15 protein-coding genes and 1 pseudogene are annotated in these 15,839 nt (G+C 72.8%); 3 read left to right on the top strand and 13 right to left on the bottom strand.

All coding sequences use genetic code 11. The annotated features are described in order from the left end of the window. Positions 1-61: 61 nt before the first annotated feature. The 8 genes and pseudogenes from DRB89_RS38955 to DRB89_RS38990 form a co-directional block, all read right to left on the bottom strand. A pseudogene (locus tag DRB89_RS38955) lies at positions 62-687 on the bottom strand (Scr1 family TA system antitoxin-like transcriptional regulator). After that, on the bottom strand, positions 684-1,214 hold the full coding sequence (locus DRB89_RS38960; RefSeq protein WP_112452666.1) for a DUF6879 family protein: 531 nt from the start codon (positions 1,212-1,214) through the stop codon (positions 684-686). Before DRB89_RS38960 ends, DRB89_RS38955 begins: the two are co-directional and overlap by 4 nt. 134 nt (positions 1,215-1,348) lie before the next feature. Next, entirely contained in the window at positions 1,349-2,374 is a 1,026-nt protein-coding gene (locus DRB89_RS38965; protein ID WP_112463664.1) for a zinc-binding dehydrogenase, read from the bottom strand. Beyond that, positions 2,367-3,416, bottom strand: a complete 1,050-nt coding sequence (locus DRB89_RS38970; RefSeq protein WP_112452697.1) for an ABC transporter ATP-binding protein — start codon at positions 3,414-3,416, stop codon at positions 2,367-2,369. The genes DRB89_RS38965 and DRB89_RS38970 overlap by 8 nt, the downstream gene beginning before the upstream one ends. Then, positions 3,413-4,204 (bottom strand): phosphonatase-like hydrolase, encoded by a 792-nt coding sequence (locus tag DRB89_RS38975; RefSeq protein WP_112452696.1) that lies wholly within the window; start codon positions 4,202-4,204, stop codon positions 3,413-3,415. The genes DRB89_RS38970 and DRB89_RS38975 overlap by 4 nt, the downstream gene beginning before the upstream one ends. 5 nt (positions 4,205-4,209) lie before the next feature. Further along, positions 4,210-5,331, bottom strand: a complete 1,122-nt coding sequence (locus DRB89_RS38980; protein WP_112452695.1) for a TIGR03364 family FAD-dependent oxidoreductase — start codon at positions 5,329-5,331, stop codon at positions 4,210-4,212. A gap of 147 nt (positions 5,332-5,478) precedes the next feature. Further along, positions 5,479-6,264: a GntR family transcriptional regulator gene (locus DRB89_RS38985; protein ID WP_112452694.1), complete on the bottom strand. Its 786-nt coding sequence runs from the start codon at positions 6,262-6,264 to the stop codon at positions 5,479-5,481. Between the two features lie 39 nt (positions 6,265-6,303). After that, positions 6,304-7,071: a hypothetical protein gene (locus tag DRB89_RS38990; RefSeq protein ID WP_112452693.1), complete on the bottom strand. Its 768-nt coding sequence runs from the start codon at positions 7,069-7,071 to the stop codon at positions 6,304-6,306. 693 nt (positions 7,072-7,764) lie between these two features. On the opposite strand from DRB89_RS38990, the gene DRB89_RS39000 reads away from it, so the two are divergent. After that, the gene (locus DRB89_RS39000; protein WP_112452682.1) at positions 7,765-9,867 is read left to right on the top strand and encodes a PhoX family phosphatase; all 2,103 of its coding nucleotides are present in this window, start codon (positions 7,765-7,767) and stop codon (positions 9,865-9,867) included. An 86-nt stretch (positions 9,868-9,953) separates the two neighbouring features. Here the strand turns inward: DRB89_RS39000 and DRB89_RS39005 are convergent, their stop codons facing one another. Both DRB89_RS39005 and DRB89_RS39010 read right to left on the bottom strand, forming a co-directional pair. After that, positions 9,954-11,213 (bottom strand): HAMP domain-containing sensor histidine kinase, encoded by a 1,260-nt coding sequence (locus DRB89_RS39005; RefSeq protein WP_112452681.1) that lies wholly within the window; start codon positions 11,211-11,213, stop codon positions 9,954-9,956. 13 nt (positions 11,214-11,226) lie between these two features. Then, on the bottom strand, positions 11,227-11,853 hold the full coding sequence (locus tag DRB89_RS39010) for a hypothetical protein (RefSeq protein WP_112463666.1): 627 nt from the start codon (positions 11,851-11,853) through the stop codon (positions 11,227-11,229). On the opposite strand from DRB89_RS39010, the gene DRB89_RS39015 reads away from it, so the two are divergent. Beyond that, positions 11,827-12,015, top strand: coding sequence for a hypothetical protein (locus DRB89_RS39015; RefSeq protein WP_112463667.1), 189 nt, complete (start codon positions 11,827-11,829; stop codon positions 12,013-12,015). The two genes, DRB89_RS39010 and DRB89_RS39015, sit on opposite strands and share 27 nt — an antisense overlap. Positions 12,016-12,213: 198 nt before the next feature. Here the strand turns inward: DRB89_RS39015 and DRB89_RS39020 are convergent, their stop codons facing one another. Beyond that, complete coding sequence (locus DRB89_RS39020; protein ID WP_343234835.1) at positions 12,214-12,816, bottom strand: ATP-binding protein; 603 nt, start codon at positions 12,814-12,816, stop codon at positions 12,214-12,216. 181 nt (positions 12,817-12,997) lie between these two features. Between DRB89_RS39020 and DRB89_RS39025 the strand changes: the two genes are divergently transcribed. Further along, complete coding sequence (locus DRB89_RS39025; RefSeq protein WP_112452707.1) at positions 12,998-13,360, top strand: hypothetical protein; 363 nt, start codon at positions 12,998-13,000, stop codon at positions 13,358-13,360. Between the two features lie 116 nt (positions 13,361-13,476). On the opposite strand, the gene DRB89_RS39030 is transcribed toward DRB89_RS39025, so the two are convergent. Together DRB89_RS39030 and DRB89_RS39035 are read right to left on the bottom strand one after the other, a co-directional pair. Continuing rightward, the gene (locus DRB89_RS39030; protein ID WP_112452706.1) at positions 13,477-14,397 is read right to left on the bottom strand and encodes an aldehyde dehydrogenase family protein; all 921 of its coding nucleotides are present in this window, start codon (positions 14,395-14,397) and stop codon (positions 13,477-13,479) included. Continuing rightward, on the bottom strand, positions 14,390-15,838 hold the full coding sequence (locus tag DRB89_RS39035; protein WP_112452705.1) for an aldehyde dehydrogenase family protein: 1,449 nt from the start codon (positions 15,836-15,838) through the stop codon (positions 14,390-14,392). The genes DRB89_RS39030 and DRB89_RS39035 overlap by 8 nt, the downstream gene beginning before the upstream one ends. Position 15,839: the final 1 nt, after the last annotated feature.

Consider the following 15,839-nt stretch of genomic DNA (forward strand, 5'->3'; position numbering starts at 1 on the left):
GGTCCTGTCGGGGCTGATTCGCCGGGATTCTCGGGCTGGTCCGTGACCTTCCGGCGGATTCTCAGGCGGTGTCGAGAGCCCGCCGGGCGCGGGCGATCACGCGGTGGGCGTCTGCCCCGTAGACCGCGGAATCGGAGAGTGCCTGCCAGACCTTCCGGTACACGCCCACGCTGTCCGCGTCGTCCAGCCAGAGTTCCGCGTGCCAGTGCAGCATCTCCTGACGCTTCACACGGGCCCGTACGGCCTCCTCCGTGTCCCGGACGGACTGGTGGAGGTCGGCGTAACGGGTGAAGACGCGGCGGGCGTACTCGGCGGTCTGGAGCATGCCCACGACCGTGGAGCCCTGCCAGACGTGGAACGTCCTCGTGCGTTCGTACTCCGCTGTCAGCGTGTCCTGGACCGGCTTGTGGCCCGCGGCCAACTGTCTGCGCCACGCGCGGGACCGGGACTCCAGGCTCCGGAGCCGGGTGATCAGCTCCTCAGCCGCCTGTGGATGTCCGGTGGCGTCCGCCCACGCCAGCAGGTCGTCCGTCGTCGCGGTCTGGCGCCCGGTCTCCAGTTTGCTGATCTTGGACTGGGTCCAGCCGAGCAGGACCGCCAACTGGCGGCCGGTGAGACGCCGATCGGTGCGCAGCTCGCGCAGCCGCGCACCGAGGCAACTCGTGCTTGTTGGAAGTCGGTGCTCACTCGGCGGACGGCACCTGTTCCGCGAAGGTCTCGTACGGCACGGCGTGGTGCCACGCGGCGTCCCGGACCTGGCACGCGCGGGCCACCTCGACGGGGTCCGTGACCAGCTCGACGCCGGTCATCACGTCGTCGTCATCGAAGTGGAGCCGGGCGATCACCCGGGAGTCGAAGAGCCAGAAGTCTTCGTTGGGAAGTTGCAGGGCTTCGGCTTTGGAGCGCCACAGGTTGCGGATGTCCTCGCCGACCGCGCTGTTGCGGCGGGCGTTGTCGAGCAGGTAGCTCTGACCGGGCGTGGGTGGGTTGTCGGCGATCCGCACCCGCTCGAAGCGCTTGCCCAGGGCGGACTGTTCACGCCGGGACACGCACCAGGGGTCGTCCAGGTCCCAGCCGGTGTCCTCGCCCCGAACGAACCGCTGGTACGTCTCGGTCTCCTCGTCCGACTGGTAGCGGCGCCGGGTCTCCAGACGCCAAGCCGTGTGCGCGAAGGTCCGGAACATCCCGGCGAACTCCTCGAAGCCGATCAGCACGGGCGTCCTTTCCGTGTCCCACGAGTCCCGACCGGGGTGGGGCGGGTACGGACTCCCTGTCCTGCGTGATGCGCGATGAATCTCGGGACGCGACGCGGAAGGGCCCGGCTGGCTCCCGTGCGCGTGCCAGGGGATCAGGGGGCCGGACGGGGGTTTGGCGGCATGATCTGGGGCTCCAGGATGACTTTGCCCGTGGTGGCGCGGTTTTCCAGGTCGCGGTGGGCCGTGGCGGCTTCGGACAGGGGGTAGCGGCGTAGGGCGGGGCGCAGTCGGCCGGAGGCGGCCTCGGCGAGGGCGCGGGTTTCCAGGAGGCGGAGGGGGTCGTCGCCGCCGGCGCGTTGGAGCATGGCGGGGCCGAGGACGTTGAGCGTGGTGACGGAGCGGGCTTCGAGTGCGGTGCGGTCGGCGTCGGTGAGCGGGATCGGGCCGCCGGACCAGCCGAAGACGAGGTGTTGGCCGCCGTCGGCCAGGAGGTCGAGGGCGGTGCGGGCGATGGTGCCGCCGACGGAGTCGAAGAGGACGGTGGCGCCGTCGGGGTGGTGGGCGCGTACGGCGTCGGCCCAGTCGGGGCGGGTGTAGTCGAGGGCGAGGTCGGCGCCGGCCGCGGCGGCGAGGGCGGTCTTGTCGGGTCCGCCGGCGAGGGCGATGACCGTGGCTCCGGCGTTCTTCGCGTACTGGACGAGCAGGGTGCCGATGCCGCCCGCGGCGGCGGGGACGAGGGCGACCGAGCCCGGGCCGAGGTCGGCGAACTGGAGGATGCCGAGCGTGGTGCGGCCGGTCCCGATCATGGCCACGGCTTCGGCGGTGTCGAGACCCGGTGGGACGGGGTGGACGCGGGTGGCGTCGGCGACGGCGTACTCGGCGTAGCCGCCGGGAGTGAATCCGAGGTGGACGACGACGGTGCGGCCGAGCCAGGCGGGGTCGGTGCCGGGGCCGAGGGCGTCGACGGTGCCGGCGACTTCGCGGCCGGGGATGGTCGGGAGCTCGGGGAGGGGTGCGGGCGGGCCCTGGACGCCGCGGCGGAGGCTGGTGTCGAGGAGGTGGACGCCGGCGGCGGTGACGGCGATGCGGAGCTGGCCGGGGGCGTCGGCGGCTGCGTCGGCGGCCGGGTTCGGGGTGGCCGGCGGGCCGGGGGCGCGACGGTCCGTGGCCTCAGCCATCGGAGACCCCCGCGGCCAGCAGCACGGCGTCGCGCGGCTCGAAGTGCAGGGTGACGCGGTCGCCCAGGGCCGGGGTCTCGCGCAGTTCGGGCAGGTCCGCCTTGACGCGGTGGCCCTCGACGTCGACGTAGAGCCGGTGGGTCGAGCCGCGCCACTGCACCTCGGTGATCGTCCCGCTCAGCGCGTTGGGGCCGGCGCCGAGGCCGAGCAGGTGCGGCCGTACGCACAGGGTCGCGCTCGCGCCGACGGCCGCGCCGGCGCGGTCGAGGGCGAGGGGGTGTCCGGCGAACACGGCGCCTTCGGCGGCCACGGTGACCGGCAGCAGGTTGGCGTTGCCGACGAAGGAGGCGGTGAACTCGGTGCGCGGCGCCCGGTACAGCTCCTGCGGGGTGCCGCAGTCCCGCAGCCGGGCCTGGTCCATGACGGCGATCCGGTCGGCCAGGGTCAGCGCTTCGACCTGGTCGTGGGTGACGTACAGGATCGACACGTCGGGCAGTTCGCGGTGCAGGCGGGCCAGTTCGGCGAGCATCCCGGAGCGCAGCTGCGCGTCGAGCGCGGACAGCGGCTCGTCCAGCAGCAGCACCCCGGGCCGGATGGCGAGTGCGCGGGCGATGGCGACGCGCTGCTGCTGGCCGCCGGAGAGTTCGCGCGGGTAGCGCTTGGCGTAGGCGGCCATCCCGGTCATTTCGAGGGCCTCGGCGACGCGGCCGGGTATCTCGGCCTTGGGGGCCTTCTGCGCCTTGAGGCCGAAGGCGACGTTGTCCTCGACGCGCATGTGGGGGAAGAGCGCGTACTGCTGGACGACCATGCCGATGCCGCGCTTGTGGGGCGGGAGCGCGGTGACGTCCCGGCCGCCGATCAGCACCCGGCCCGAGAGCGGCCGCACGAAGCCGGCGACCGCGCGCAGCGCCGTGGTCTTGCCCGAGCCGGAGGGCCCGAGCAGGGCCATGACCTCGCCGGGCTCGACGGTGAGGTCGAGCCTGTCCAGGACGGTGTGGCCGGCGTAGGCGACCGAGACCGACTCGAAGCGGATGCCGCTCACGCGCCGGGCTCCCGATCCCGCTGCTGCTGCTCCAGCACCCCGGGGAGTTCCGCGATGGAGGCCAGGACGTGGGTGGCGCCGTTCTCCCGCAGGGTCGCGCGGTCGTGGGCGCCGGTGAGGACGCCCGCCACGAGGCCGGCGCCGGAGCGGACGCCGCCGAGCATGTCGTAGGCCGTGTCGCCGGCGACCACGGTGTGGCGTACGTCGGCCACGGCGCCCGTGCGCAGGAAGGCGGCCAGCACCATGTCCGGGTAGGGCCGGCCGCGGCCGCCCGCGTCGGCGGGGCACAGGGTGAGGTCGGCCAGGTCCTGCCAGCCGAGGGCGTCGAGGATGGCGTCCTGGGTGACGCGGGCGAAGCCGGTGGTGAGGACGACGGTGCGGCCCTCCGCGCGCAGTTGCTCGATGGCGGCGCGGGCGCCGGGGAGCGGGGCGATGAGGCCGCCGTCGACGAGTTCCCCGTAGGCCTCCTCGAAGGCGGAGTTGGCGCGCTGGGCGAGGTCCTCGGCGCCGAAGAGGTGGCGGAAGACCGAGATCTTCGACTCGCCCATGGTGTCGCGGACGTACTGGAGCTTGGTGTCGTGGTCGGCGCTGCCCGGCTCGACGCCGAGGCGTTCGGCGGCCCGCTCGAAGGCGCGCTCGACGAGGCCGCCGTCGGCGACGGTGGTGCCGGCCATGTCGAGGACGATCAGCTTGCGGTCGTCGCTCGCGTTGCCGTTGCCGTTGCCGTTGCCGTTGTCGTGGCCGTGGCCCTGGCCGTGGCCCTGGCCGTGGGGGGTGTTGTCGGTCATGGTGCTTACCAGCCCAGTTCGTTCGCGGTGGTCTCGGCTATGGCGGGCGAGCAGGTCATGCCCCGGCCGCCGGGTCCGGTCACCAGCCAGACGCCGTCGGCCACCTGCTGGCGGTGGACGACGCGGGTGGTGTCGGTGCACTGCGCGTACACACCCGCCCAGCGGTGCCTGATCTTCGGCAGCGGGCGGCCCAGGAAGGACTCGACCACCTCGGTGAGGTGCTCGTAGGGGTCTTCGAGGGTGTCGAACGCGAAGGGGTGCTCGTATTCGTGGGTGTCGCCGATGGTCAGGCCGCCGTCGCGGCGCTGGACCATCAGGAGCTGCATCTTGTGCGCGGCGGCGACCGGCGCCTGGGCCTGCTCGGCGTTGAGCTCGTCGAGGGCCGCCGATTTGTAGGCGGGGTAGTAGCGGAAGCTGTCGGCGTCGGCGACCGAGGTGGTCAGCGCCTCGCCGAGGGGTGCGGTCTGCATCATCTGGAGCCGGACGCGGCGCACGGGCAGTTCGGGCGCCAGCTCGCGGACGAGGCCGGACAGCCAGGCGCCGGTGGCCAGGACGACGGCGTCGCCCCGGTGGACGGCGCCGTGGTCGTCGCGGACGGCGCCGGCGCCGACGACCTCGCGCACCTCGCGGCCGGGGAGGAAGGTGTAGCGGCCGCTCGCCCGCAGGGCCTCGCGCAGGTGGAGCTGGGCGGTGCGCGGTTCGACGGCGGCGTCGCGTTCGCACCACAGCGCTGCCTCGAAGGCGCCGCGCAGCGCGGGGTTGAGCTCCCGGGCCTCGGCCGCGGTGACCAGCTTGTAGCCGCGGTCGGCGGCGTCGGGGCGGGCGACGGCCGCCTCGGCGACGGCGTACTCGCGGGCGCCCCGGACCGGGGTGAGGGAGCCGATGGCGCGGAAGCCCAGGCCGGGCACCCGTCCGCCGATCCCCTCCCAGAGCTCGCGGGCCCGCAGGGCGGTGTCGAGTTCCTCGCCCCCGGCCCGTCCGCTGACCCAGATCTGGCCGAAATTGCGCAATGAAGCGCCCCGGGCCTCCGCCTCTCGCTCGATCTGGACGACCTCGTGGCCGCGTTCGACTGCTTGCCAGGCGTGCATGGTGCCGACCACGCCGCCTCCGACGACTATGACTCTCACGTGCTCCACGGTGGCGGCGGCCCGTGACCCGGGAGGATCGCGCGGGCGACGCCCCGGTGAACAGCCCTCGACGCTTGGACTAGACCCGTTACCGTTCCGTGATGTCAGTACGCCCCTTTTCCCACCTCCCAGGTGGTTCGTGCGGGACTATTCGGGCCGCAGGCGGGTCGTGAAGCTGAACCGGTCACCACGGTAGAGCGAACGCACCCGCTCCAGCGGCCGGCCCTCCCGGTCCCGCGAGAAGCGGTGGATGAGCAGCATCGGGAGCGCGGGCGGGGTGCCGATCAGCAGGGCCTCGCGGGGGGTGGCCAGCACCGTCTCCAGCTTCTCGTCTGCGTCGCCGAAGGAGATGCCGAGGCTGTCGTGGAGGTATCCGTAGAAGGAGGAGTCCGGCTGGAAATCGACGTCGAGGCGGGGCGCGCGGGCGACCTGGATGTACGTGCTCTCCAGTCCGACCCGCTCGTCGTCGGCGAGCAGCACCCGCTCCAGGTGCCAGACCGGCTCCCCGGGCTCGGCGCCGATGCCCGGGGCCACGTCGGCCGGGCAGGGGAACCGCTCCAGGCCGATCAGGTTGCGCCCGGGAGTGCGGCCCTGGCGGCGTACGCCCTCGGTGTAACTGGCCAGCGACAGCGGCTGTTCGAGCTTGGGCCCGGCGACGACGGTGCCGCGGCCCGAGCGGCGCAGCCGGCCTTCGAGCAGCAGCTCGCGCAGGGCCTGGCGGACGGTCTCGCGGGAGACCTCGTACTGCTCGGCGAGGTCGCGCTCGGTGGGCAGCGGGCCGCCCTCGCCGAGCTCGTCGAGCAGCCCGGCGATGCGGGCCTTGACGGCGTAGTACTTGGGGATGCGGCCGTGCTCCGGGATGCCCGAACGGACGGGCTGGCCGGGCTGGTGGCGGTGCGGGTACCCGGTCGGGTACGGGGTCGGTTCTTCCACGCTCGGACTCTACGTGGGCCGGGTGTACGGGCCTGCGCGCTACAGGGGCGAGGTGCGCAGGCGGCGGGCTCCGAACAGGAGGCCGGCGCCGCCCACGAGGGCGGCGCCGGCGCCGGCCCCGTACACCCAGGCCGGCCGGCCGGGACCGCCGGTACCGGCGAGCGCCCCGGCTTCCCCGGTCTCGCCCGCGCCGGGTCCCTCGATGTCGAAGCGGTAGCCGCCGGCCTCGCCGACCCAGTCGCCGTCGTCGCCCTTGCGCTGGACGAGGGCGGCGTCGGCCACGGCTTCGCCGAGCGGGGTTCCGGGGGCGAAGGCGAGCCGGACGGTGACGGTCACGGACCCGCCGGGGCCGACGGTGAAGCCGGAGAAGGCGTCGCCGCCGTCGAAGACGGCGATGATCTCGTCCCGGTCGGTGTGCTCCAGGCTGACGGGGAAGCCGCCGCCGGGCGCGCCCGGGGCGTCGAACTCCATCCGGAAGTGGGCGGGTCGCAGGGTGCGGGCCTTGTCGGTGAAGACGACGACGGGGTGGATGGCCGTGCACTGGGAGGCGGTGGTGTTGGTGAGGTCGAGGTACCAGGTCTGCGGTGCGCCGCCGGTCCGGTAGACGGCCGGGCCGCCGCGGATGCGCGCGCCGATGGGGAACTGCGTGCTCTTCCCGTCGCCGCAGCTGGCCTCGACGCGGGAGGGCAGCGCGGGTGCGGGGCGGGCCCCGCCGCCGGTGCCGATGTCCGCGGCCGCGGTGGGGGCGGCAGCGGCGGTGACGGCGACGAGGACGGCGGAGAGGGCAAGGGCTTTGCGCAGTCGCATGGCAGACCTTCGCTACTCGCCGGCGGACAGGACGATAGTCGGACGAGGCGACAATCACCCCGGCCCTGCCCGCACCCCCCCACTCGCCCGCGACCCCTTGTCCCGCACGTCCCGGAGGCCCGCCGATCCCCCCGAAGGGGATCGGCGGGCCTCCGGGACCGTGGGTTCGGGGGCGGGCGCCGTGAGGACGGTGCCCGGTTCGCGGTCGCGCGCAGCGGACTGCGGCGGGACCGTGGGGTTGTCGAAGGAAGCCGCGACGAGTTCCGCCGCCGCATCCAGTGGGGTGCGTTCGGTCTGACTCGGAAGGGCCGCCGAAGGGGCGTCGGTCGTGTCCGGAACCGCTTCCGAGGTCCGTCCGAACACCTTGCGCAACAAGCTCCGAATACCCATGGGCCAGGCCTTTCGCATGAGTGCGTGGGTCATTTGTCCGTGAGGCGCGGTAGATCCCTGCCCAGAGTGGACACGTAAGGTTATCGGCCCCTTGGCTGGAACTTCGGCAGGGGCACCTTAGGGGCACGATTCGTGGCGCCCACTGCCCCAGCACACTCCCTCCGCACCCGAACTGCCGCCCCGACGTGCCGGATTCACCGGCCGTTCACCCGCAGGCCGCCGCTTCGGCGCAACCCGCGCCTAGCGTCACCGACGGATTGTTCCGACACGTTGTCGGGGACCGTGCATCAACGGAGGACACTCGTGCGCAAGCTCCTGCCCCTCATCGGCAACTCGCATGGGGGCGGCCGTTCCGCCCTCACCTGCCGCTACCGCTGCGGCGACGCCTGCTTCCACGAGGTGCCGAACACCAGCGACAACGAGTACGTCGGCGACGTCATAGCCCGCGCCTACTCGCGCCGCTCGATGCTCCGCTCGGCCGCCGTCGTCACGGTCGCCTCGGCCGCGGGCACCGCCCTCACCCTGAGCGGCGACGGCTCCTCCGCCACCGCGGACCCCACCGCCGACACCCAGCGCACCGGCGGAGCCGGCGGCAGCACCGACGGTGCCCGCGGTCTGCGCTTCAAGCCCGTCGCGCCCAACACCGCCGACCAGGTCACGATCCCCGAGGGCCACGAGCAGAACGTGGTGATCCGCTGGGGCGACCCGATCATCAAGGGCGCGCCCGCCTTCAACCCGGACAAGCAGACCGCCGCCGCGCAGGCCGGTCAGTTCGGCTACAACAACGACTTCCTGAGCCTGCTCCCGCTCGGCGGTGACTACGAGCGCCAGCAGCTGCTCGTGGCCAACCACGAGTACACGGACGAGCAGCTCATGTTCAAGGGGTACGACGCGGCCAACCCGACCCGCGAGCAGGTCGAGATCGCCTGGGCCGCGCACGGCCTGGCCGTCGTCGTGGTCCAGGAGGACCACCGCAGCGGCAAGCTGACCGCCGTCAACCGCCACCGCCTCAACCGCCGCCTGACCGCCACCAGCGAGTTCAAGCTGACCGGTCCGGCCGCCGGTTCCGCCCTGGTGAAGACCTCCGTCGACGCCACCGGCACCAAGGTGCTCGGCACCCTCAACAACTGCGCCGGTGGCACCACCCCGTGGGGCACCACCCTCCACGGCGAGGAGAACTTCAACCAGTACTTCGGCAACGCCGGCCAGGTCACCGACCCCACCCAGGCCGCCCGCCTGAAGCGCTACGGCGTGACGGCCGGCGCCACCGAGCGCAAGTGGGAGCGGTTCGACAAGCGCTTCGACGTGGCGCAGGAGCCCAACGAGTCCCACCGCCACGGCTGGGTCGTCGAGCTGGACCCGTACGACGTGAACTCCGTCCCGCGCAAGCGCACCGCCCTCGGCCGCTTCAAGCACGAGGCCGCGCAGCCCCGCCTGACCGAGGACGGCCGCCCCGTCGTCTACATGGGCGACGACGAGCGCTTCGACTACTTCTACAAGTTCGTCTCCTCGAAGAAGATGAAGAAGGGCGACTCGCGCGCGGCGAAGGAGCACAACCTCACGCTGCTCGACGAGGGCACCCTCTACGTCGCCAAGCTCACCGGCGACTCCCCGGCCGCCGAGATCGACGGCTCGGGCAAGCTCCCCGCCGACGGCGAGTTCGACGGTTCCGGCGTCTGGATCAAGATCCTCACCTCGTCCCCCTCCGGCAACGTCTCGCACGTCGAGGGCATGACCGCCGAAGAGGTGGCCGTCTTCACGCGCCTGGCCGGTGACAAGGTCGGCGCGACCAAGATGGACCGTCCCGAGGACGTCGAGCCGTCCCCGCGCACCGGCCGCGTCTACATCGCGCTGACGAACAACACCGACCGCGGCAAGCCGGGCAAGGAAGGCGCCACCGAGGCCAACCCGCGCAACCTGAACAAGCACGGCCAGATCCTGGAGCTCGCCGAGAACTTCGACGACCCGGCCGGCGACGGGTTCGCCTGGCGCCTCTTCCTGGTCGCGGGCGACCCGAACGACCCGGCGACCTACTTCGCGGGCTTCCCGAAGGACAAGGTCAGCCCGATCTCCTGCCCGGACAACGTGGCCTTCGACCCGCACGGCAACCTGTGGATCTCCACCGACGGCAACCAGCTCGGCTCGCACGACGGCCTGTTCGGCGTCGCGACCGCGGGTGACCGCCGTGGTGAGCTGAAGCAGTTCCTGACCGTCCCGCGCGGTGCCGAGACCTGCGGTCCGATCATCCAGGACAAGCGCGTCCTGGTCGCCGTGCAGCACCCGGGCGAGATCGACGGCGCGTCCGTCGAGAAGCCGCAGTCGGTGTGGCCCGACGGTCCGGGCAAGATCGTCCGTCCGTCGGTCGTCTCCGTCTGGCGCAAGGACGGCAAGAACATCGGCGTCTGACCCGAGGCCAGTTGAACGGCCGGTCGAACCCGCGGCGCGTCCGTTGTTTCACGTGAAACAACGGACGCGCCGTTCGGACGGGCTCCTCAACTGGCGTCCGTCAGGCGCCCCACAGGGAGGCGGAGCGTGGTCACGGCGCCCCCGTCCGGGGCGTTGGAGAAGCCGAGCGCGATCTCCAGCACCGCCGCCTGGCCGGCCACGATCGTCAGGCCCAGCCCGTGGCCCCGCCCGCGCCCCGGGTCGCCGGTACGGAAGCGCCGCGGACCCTGCTCGATGAGCTCGGCGGGGTAGCCCGGCCCGTGGTCGCGGACGGTCACCACCGGGCCCTCGACGCTCACTTCGAGCGGCGGCCGCCCGTGCTTGTCGGCGTTGACCAGCAGATTGGCCAGGATCCGGTCCAGGCGCCGCCGGTCGGTGAGCACCACCGCGTCCCGCAGGATCCGTACCGAGACGGTCAGCCGGGTGCTCGCCACGACCCGTTCCACGGCCCGGCCGAGCTCCACCCGGGCCAGGTCGGCCCGTTCGACGCCCGAGTCCAGCCGGGAGATCTCCAGCAGGTCCTCGGTGAGCAGGTGCAGGGCCTTCAGCCGGTCGTTGATCATCTCCTTGGGCCGGCCCTCGGGCAGCAGCGCGGCCGCGGCCAGAGAACCGGTGAGCGGGGTGCGCAGCTCGTGCGCGACGTCCGCCGTGAACCGCTTCTCCGCCTCCAGCCGGCCCTGCAACGAGGCCGCCATCGAGTCCAGGGCCCGCGCCACGTCCCGTACCTCGTCGCGCGAGCGGGACCGGCGCGGATCCTCCCCGCCGGCCGGGAAGCCGACGCGTGCGTCCAGGTCCCCGGCGCTGATCCGGCGGGCCACGGCGGCGGTGGTGGCGAGCCGGCGGCTGATCCGCCCCGCGAAGAAGACGCCGGCGAGGGCCACCACCCCGGCGGCGAGCAGCGCGGAGACCAGGATCGCGGCGTCGATGTCGCGGAGCCGGTGGCGGGTGCCGGCGTAGGGGATCCAGACGGCGAGGGCCTGGCCGTCGGCGGGCCCGGCGGCCCACATGACGGGTTTGCCGTCCTGTTCGCCGACCATGCTGCCGGTCTTCCCGCGCGCGACCAGCTCCCGCAGCGGCCGGGGCAGCTGGGGCGGGTCCAGGGCGGTGCCCGCGACGCCGTGCGCGGTGCCGTACTGGTACTGGCTCAGGGCGTAGTCCAGTTCCCGGCCCACGTCCTTGCGGACCTCTCCGACGACCTGCTCGGCGACCACGTTGTGCACCAGGACGCCGAGGACCGCCGCGACCGTGCAGCACACGGCCGTGGTGGTCATGGCGATCTTCCAGCGCAGACTGCTCGGCAGCCGCATCGCGTCCCGCCCCTCAGCCCGTGCTCGTGGCCGGGCACGGGGCGGAGCCGGCCCTCGTGCCGGGGCATTCGTCGAGGGTGAGCTCGGACAGGTTCATGATTCCGGCGTCCGGGTCCCACACGTAGTCGGAGACGGAGGTCTTGTTCGGATTCGAGGTCGGCTCGCGCACCGCCAGGTGGTCGGCGGCCACCTCCACGCCCTCCAGGACCCCCCGCCGGGACAGGATGCGGGCGATCTTCCCGTCGTCCTGGACGGTGTAGACGCGCAGTTCGCTGACCCGGCCGTCGATGTCGAGTGCGGTGATCAGCTCGTCCCGGCCGTTGCCCGTCACATCGGACAGGACGGGGGGCCGCACGGGGCAGTCCGGGCCGCCGTCCACAGCCTGTGTGCAGAGCGCGAGCCGCTGCACCGCCCGCGGGTCGACGAGCCGGCCGGTCCCGTCGTCCGCGGCGGTGGCGGCGGTGATGTCGGCGCGGACGACCCGCAACGCGTTCACGCTCCGCATGGACAGGTCGGGGACCTCGGGGAGGCCCGGGACGACGGTGGCCGTGCCGGGCTTCTGGCCCGGGCCCGGGGGTTCGGGGTGGATGTCCTTCCACAGGCTGCGGGGGGCGTGGACGGTGCCGAGGTCGCCGACCACCTGGCGGTGCGCGAGCCGACCTCGAATCCGAACAAGGCCTCCGTCTCCGACTACGTGTGGGACCCGGACGCCGGAATCATGAACCTGTCCGAGCTCGCCCTCGACGAGTGCCCCGGCACGGGGGCCGGCTCCGCAGCGTGGCCGGCCACGAGCACGGGCTGAGGGGCGGGACGCGATGCGGCTGCCGAGCAGGGACGGGGGTCACGGGTCAAAGGGCGGGATCAAGCGGCCGGGGGTCCGCTGGTCCCGCCTTTTGGCGTGCCCGGCCGGGCACCGGCGCTCCGGCCGTCTCCACTGTTCCCGCGCTCCCCTGTTCTCGTGCTCCCGTGCTCCCGTGTTCCCGTGTTCCCGGGGCGTCCGCTACCGCACGGCCGCGGCGGCCCGGTGGCGGCCGGCGGCCGCGGCGGCGAGCCGCCCGAGGGCCTCGTCCCGGGCGCAGGCGTGCGCGCCCAGCGCGGTGTGGCGGGCCACGATGCCCCGCTCGGCGCGCATCAGCCGCCATCCGCGCCGGAGCAGGAAGAGCGCCGACTTGCGGCCCTCACGCAGGTCACGGGCGAGGCGGCGGCGGAAGGTGGTGCTCGGCCGCCCGCGCAGGCAGATCGCGTCCGCCAGCAGGCCCAGCTCCTGGCACCGCGCCACGACGTCCGCCGCGAAGATCCCCTCGGCTATGAACAGCGGCGTGCGGGAGATGTCCAGCGCCTCCGTCCCGGTCCGCGAGGACGTGGCGATGTCGTAGACGGGGACGTCCGTCCGGCCCGCCGCGCACAGCTGTGCGATCGCGGCCACGGCGGCCTCGGCGTCCCAGGACAGCGGGGAGTCCCAGTCGATGTCGGCACTGCCCTCGACCAGCGGGAGCGAGGGGTCGTCGCCGTCCTTGTAGAAGTCGTCAAGGCGCAGCACGGGCAGCCCTGAACGGGCCGCCAGCGAAGACTTGCCGGACCCCGAGGGTCCGGTCAGCAGCACGACACGCGTAGGCAAAGGAGAGGAACAGCTCACGGAACACAAGTTTGACTCCTCCCCCTCCCAAAGACAATTCCCCAGGGATCTCCTCGAACGGGTGACGGCGCCCAGGTCGAGATACCGGTGAGCCACCACCCATCGCTACGCTGCGTGCGCACGCGACCACCACCACAGGCGGGAATCCATGGCACGTCACGCAGCCCCCAAAGCCCCCCATCCCACGGCGCTGCGCACCGCGGGCCTGACCCTCTCGATGGCCGGCGCCGCCCTCGCGATGGCCGCCGGCGGCGCCCAGGCCGGTGAGCTGTCGGTCCCGGCGGCCCTGGCCGGGGTGGCCGATCCGATCTCGAACCTCAAGGTGAACCCGCTGGCCAACACCGGTGTGGACCCGCTGAACAACGGCGTCGCCACGAAGGTGGCGGACTTCCCGTCGGTCGGTACGAGCATGGTGACGGGCAGCCTGACCCGCGGCTCGTCGATCGGCGAGCTGCCCACCGCGGCGGCGTCCTCGCTGCTCGGTCCGCTGCTGCCGGGCGCCGTGAAGTAGCCCCGCGACCCTGTGGCCCCGCGGCCGATCAGCCGATCAACCCCGCAGGGCGCGAAGAGGCCCCGACAGCGCGGGGGACACTGCCGGGGCCGGTCTTCGGGAGGGGGGAGGGTCCTCTAGTACGAGGATCCGCCCGCGCCCAGCGACCCGGTCGGGTGCCAGACGGTCTTGGTCTCCAGGAAGGCCGTCATGCGCGCCGTGCCCGGGTCGGCGCTCCAGTCGTCCACAGGCTGTGGACGCAGGACGCGCTTGAGGTTGTCCGCCGCCGCGATCTCCAGCTCCTTGGCCAGCGCCGCGTCGGCGCCCGCCAGGTCGATCGCGTTGACGTCCTGGTGGGACGCCAGGTGCGGGCCCATCTCGGCGGCCTTGCCGGACAGGATGTTGACCACGCCGCCCGGCAGGTCGGAGGTGGCCAGCACCTCGCCCAGCGAGAGGGCGGGGAGCGGGGCCTTCTCGGAGGTGATCACGACGGCCGTGTTGCCCGTCGCGATGACCGGGGCGATCACCGAGACCAGGCCCAGGAAGGACGAGTCCTGCGGGGCGACGACCGTGACCACACCGGTCGGCTCCGGGGTGGAGAGGTTGAAGAACGGGCCCGCGACCGGGTTGGCCCCGCCCACGATCTGGCTGATCTTGTCGGTCCAGCCCGCGTACCAGACCCAGCGGTCGATGGCCGCGTCGACGACGGCGGCCGCCTTCGTCTTGGACAGGCCCTCGGCCTCGCCGACCTCGCGGACGAACTGCTCGCGGCGGCCCTCCAGCATCTCGGCGACGCGGTAGAGGATCTGGCCTCGGTTGTACGCGGTCGCGCCCGACCAGCCGCCGAAGGCCTTGCGCGCCGCGACGACCGCGTCACGGGCGTCCTTGCGGGAGGACAGGGGTGCGTTGGCCAGCCACGTGCCCTTCGAGTCCGTCACTTCGTACACCCGGCCGCTCTCGGAGCGGGGGAACTTGCCCCCGACGTACAGCTTGTAGGTCTTGAAGACGCTCAGACGCCCGGCGGCGGAGCCGCCCTTTTCGACACTTCGCTCAGACATCGAGGTAGCCCTCCAGGCCGTGACGGCCGCCTTCGCGCCCGAAGCCCGACTCCTTGTAGCCGCCGAAGGGCGAGGTCGGGTCGAACTTGTTGAACGTGTTGGCCCAGACGACACCGGCGCGGAGCTTGTTCGCGACCGCGAGGATGCGCGAGCCCTTCTCCGTCCAGATGCCGGCGGACAGGCCGTACTGGCTGTTGTTGGCCTTCGCGACGGCCTCGTCGGGCGTGCGGAAGGTCAGCACGGACAGCACCGGGCCGAAGATCTCGTCGCGGGCGACGGTGTGCGCCTGGGTGACGTTCGTGAAGAGCGTCGGGGCGAACCAGTAGCCGGAGGACGGCAGGTCGCACGGCGCGGTCCAGCGCTCGGCGCCCTCGGCCTCGCCGGTCGCCGCGAGCGCGGTGATCCGGGCCAGCTGCTCGGCGGAGTTGATCGCGCCGATGTCGGTGTTCTTGTCGAGCGGGTCGCCGAGGCGCAGCGTGGACAGGCGGCGCTTGAGCGAGCCGATCAGCTCGTCGTGGACCGACTCCTGGACCAGGAGCCGCGAGCCCGCGCAGCAGACCTGGCCCTGGTTGAAGAAGATGCCGCTGACGATGCCCTCGACGGCCTGGTCGAGGGGGGCGTCGTCGAAGACGATGTTGGCGCCCTTGCCGCCCAGCTCCAGGGTGACCTTCTTGTCGGTGCCGGCGACCTGGCGCGCGATGGCCTTGCCGACGGCGGTGGAGCCGGTGAAGGCGACCTTGTTCACGTCGGGGTGCTCGACGAGGGCGGCGCCCGCGTCGCCGTACCCGGTGAGGATGTTGACGACACCCTTGGGCAGGCCCGCCTGGCGGCAGATGTCCGCGAAGAAGAGCGCGGAGAGCGGGGTCGTCTCGGCCGGCTTCAGCACGACCGTGTTGCCGGTGGCGAGCGCCGGGGCGATCTTCCACGCGAGCATCATCAGCGGGAAGTTCCACGGGATGACCTGGGCGGCCACGCCGAGGGGGCGCGGGTTCGCCCCGTAGCCCGCGTGGTCGAGCTTGTCGGCCCAGCCCGCGTAGTAGAAGAAGTGCGCGGCGACGAGCGGCAGGTCCGCGTCGCGGGTCTCCCGGATCGGCTTGCCGTTGTCGAGGGTCTCCAGGACGGCCAGCTCGCGGCTGCGCTCCTGGATGATCCGGGCGATGCGGAAGAGGTACTTGGCGCGCTCGGAGCCGGGCAGCGCGGACCACTTCTCGAAGGCCTTGCGGGCGGCCTTGACGGCCCGGTCCACGTCGGCGGCGCCGGCCTGGGCGATCTCGGCGAGGACCTCCTCGGAGGCCGGGGAGACGGTCTTGAAGACCTTGCCGTCCGCCGCCTCGGTGAACTCGCCGTCGATGAACAGCCCGTAGGAGGGGGCGATGTCCACGACGGAACGCGACTCCAGCGCGGGCGCGTACTCGAACACAGATGACTGCTTCATGTCCATG

The organism is Streptomyces sp. ICC4, assembly GCF_003287915.1.
Lineage (GTDB): Bacteria > Actinomycetota > Actinomycetes > Streptomycetales > Streptomycetaceae > Streptomyces > Streptomyces tritrimontium.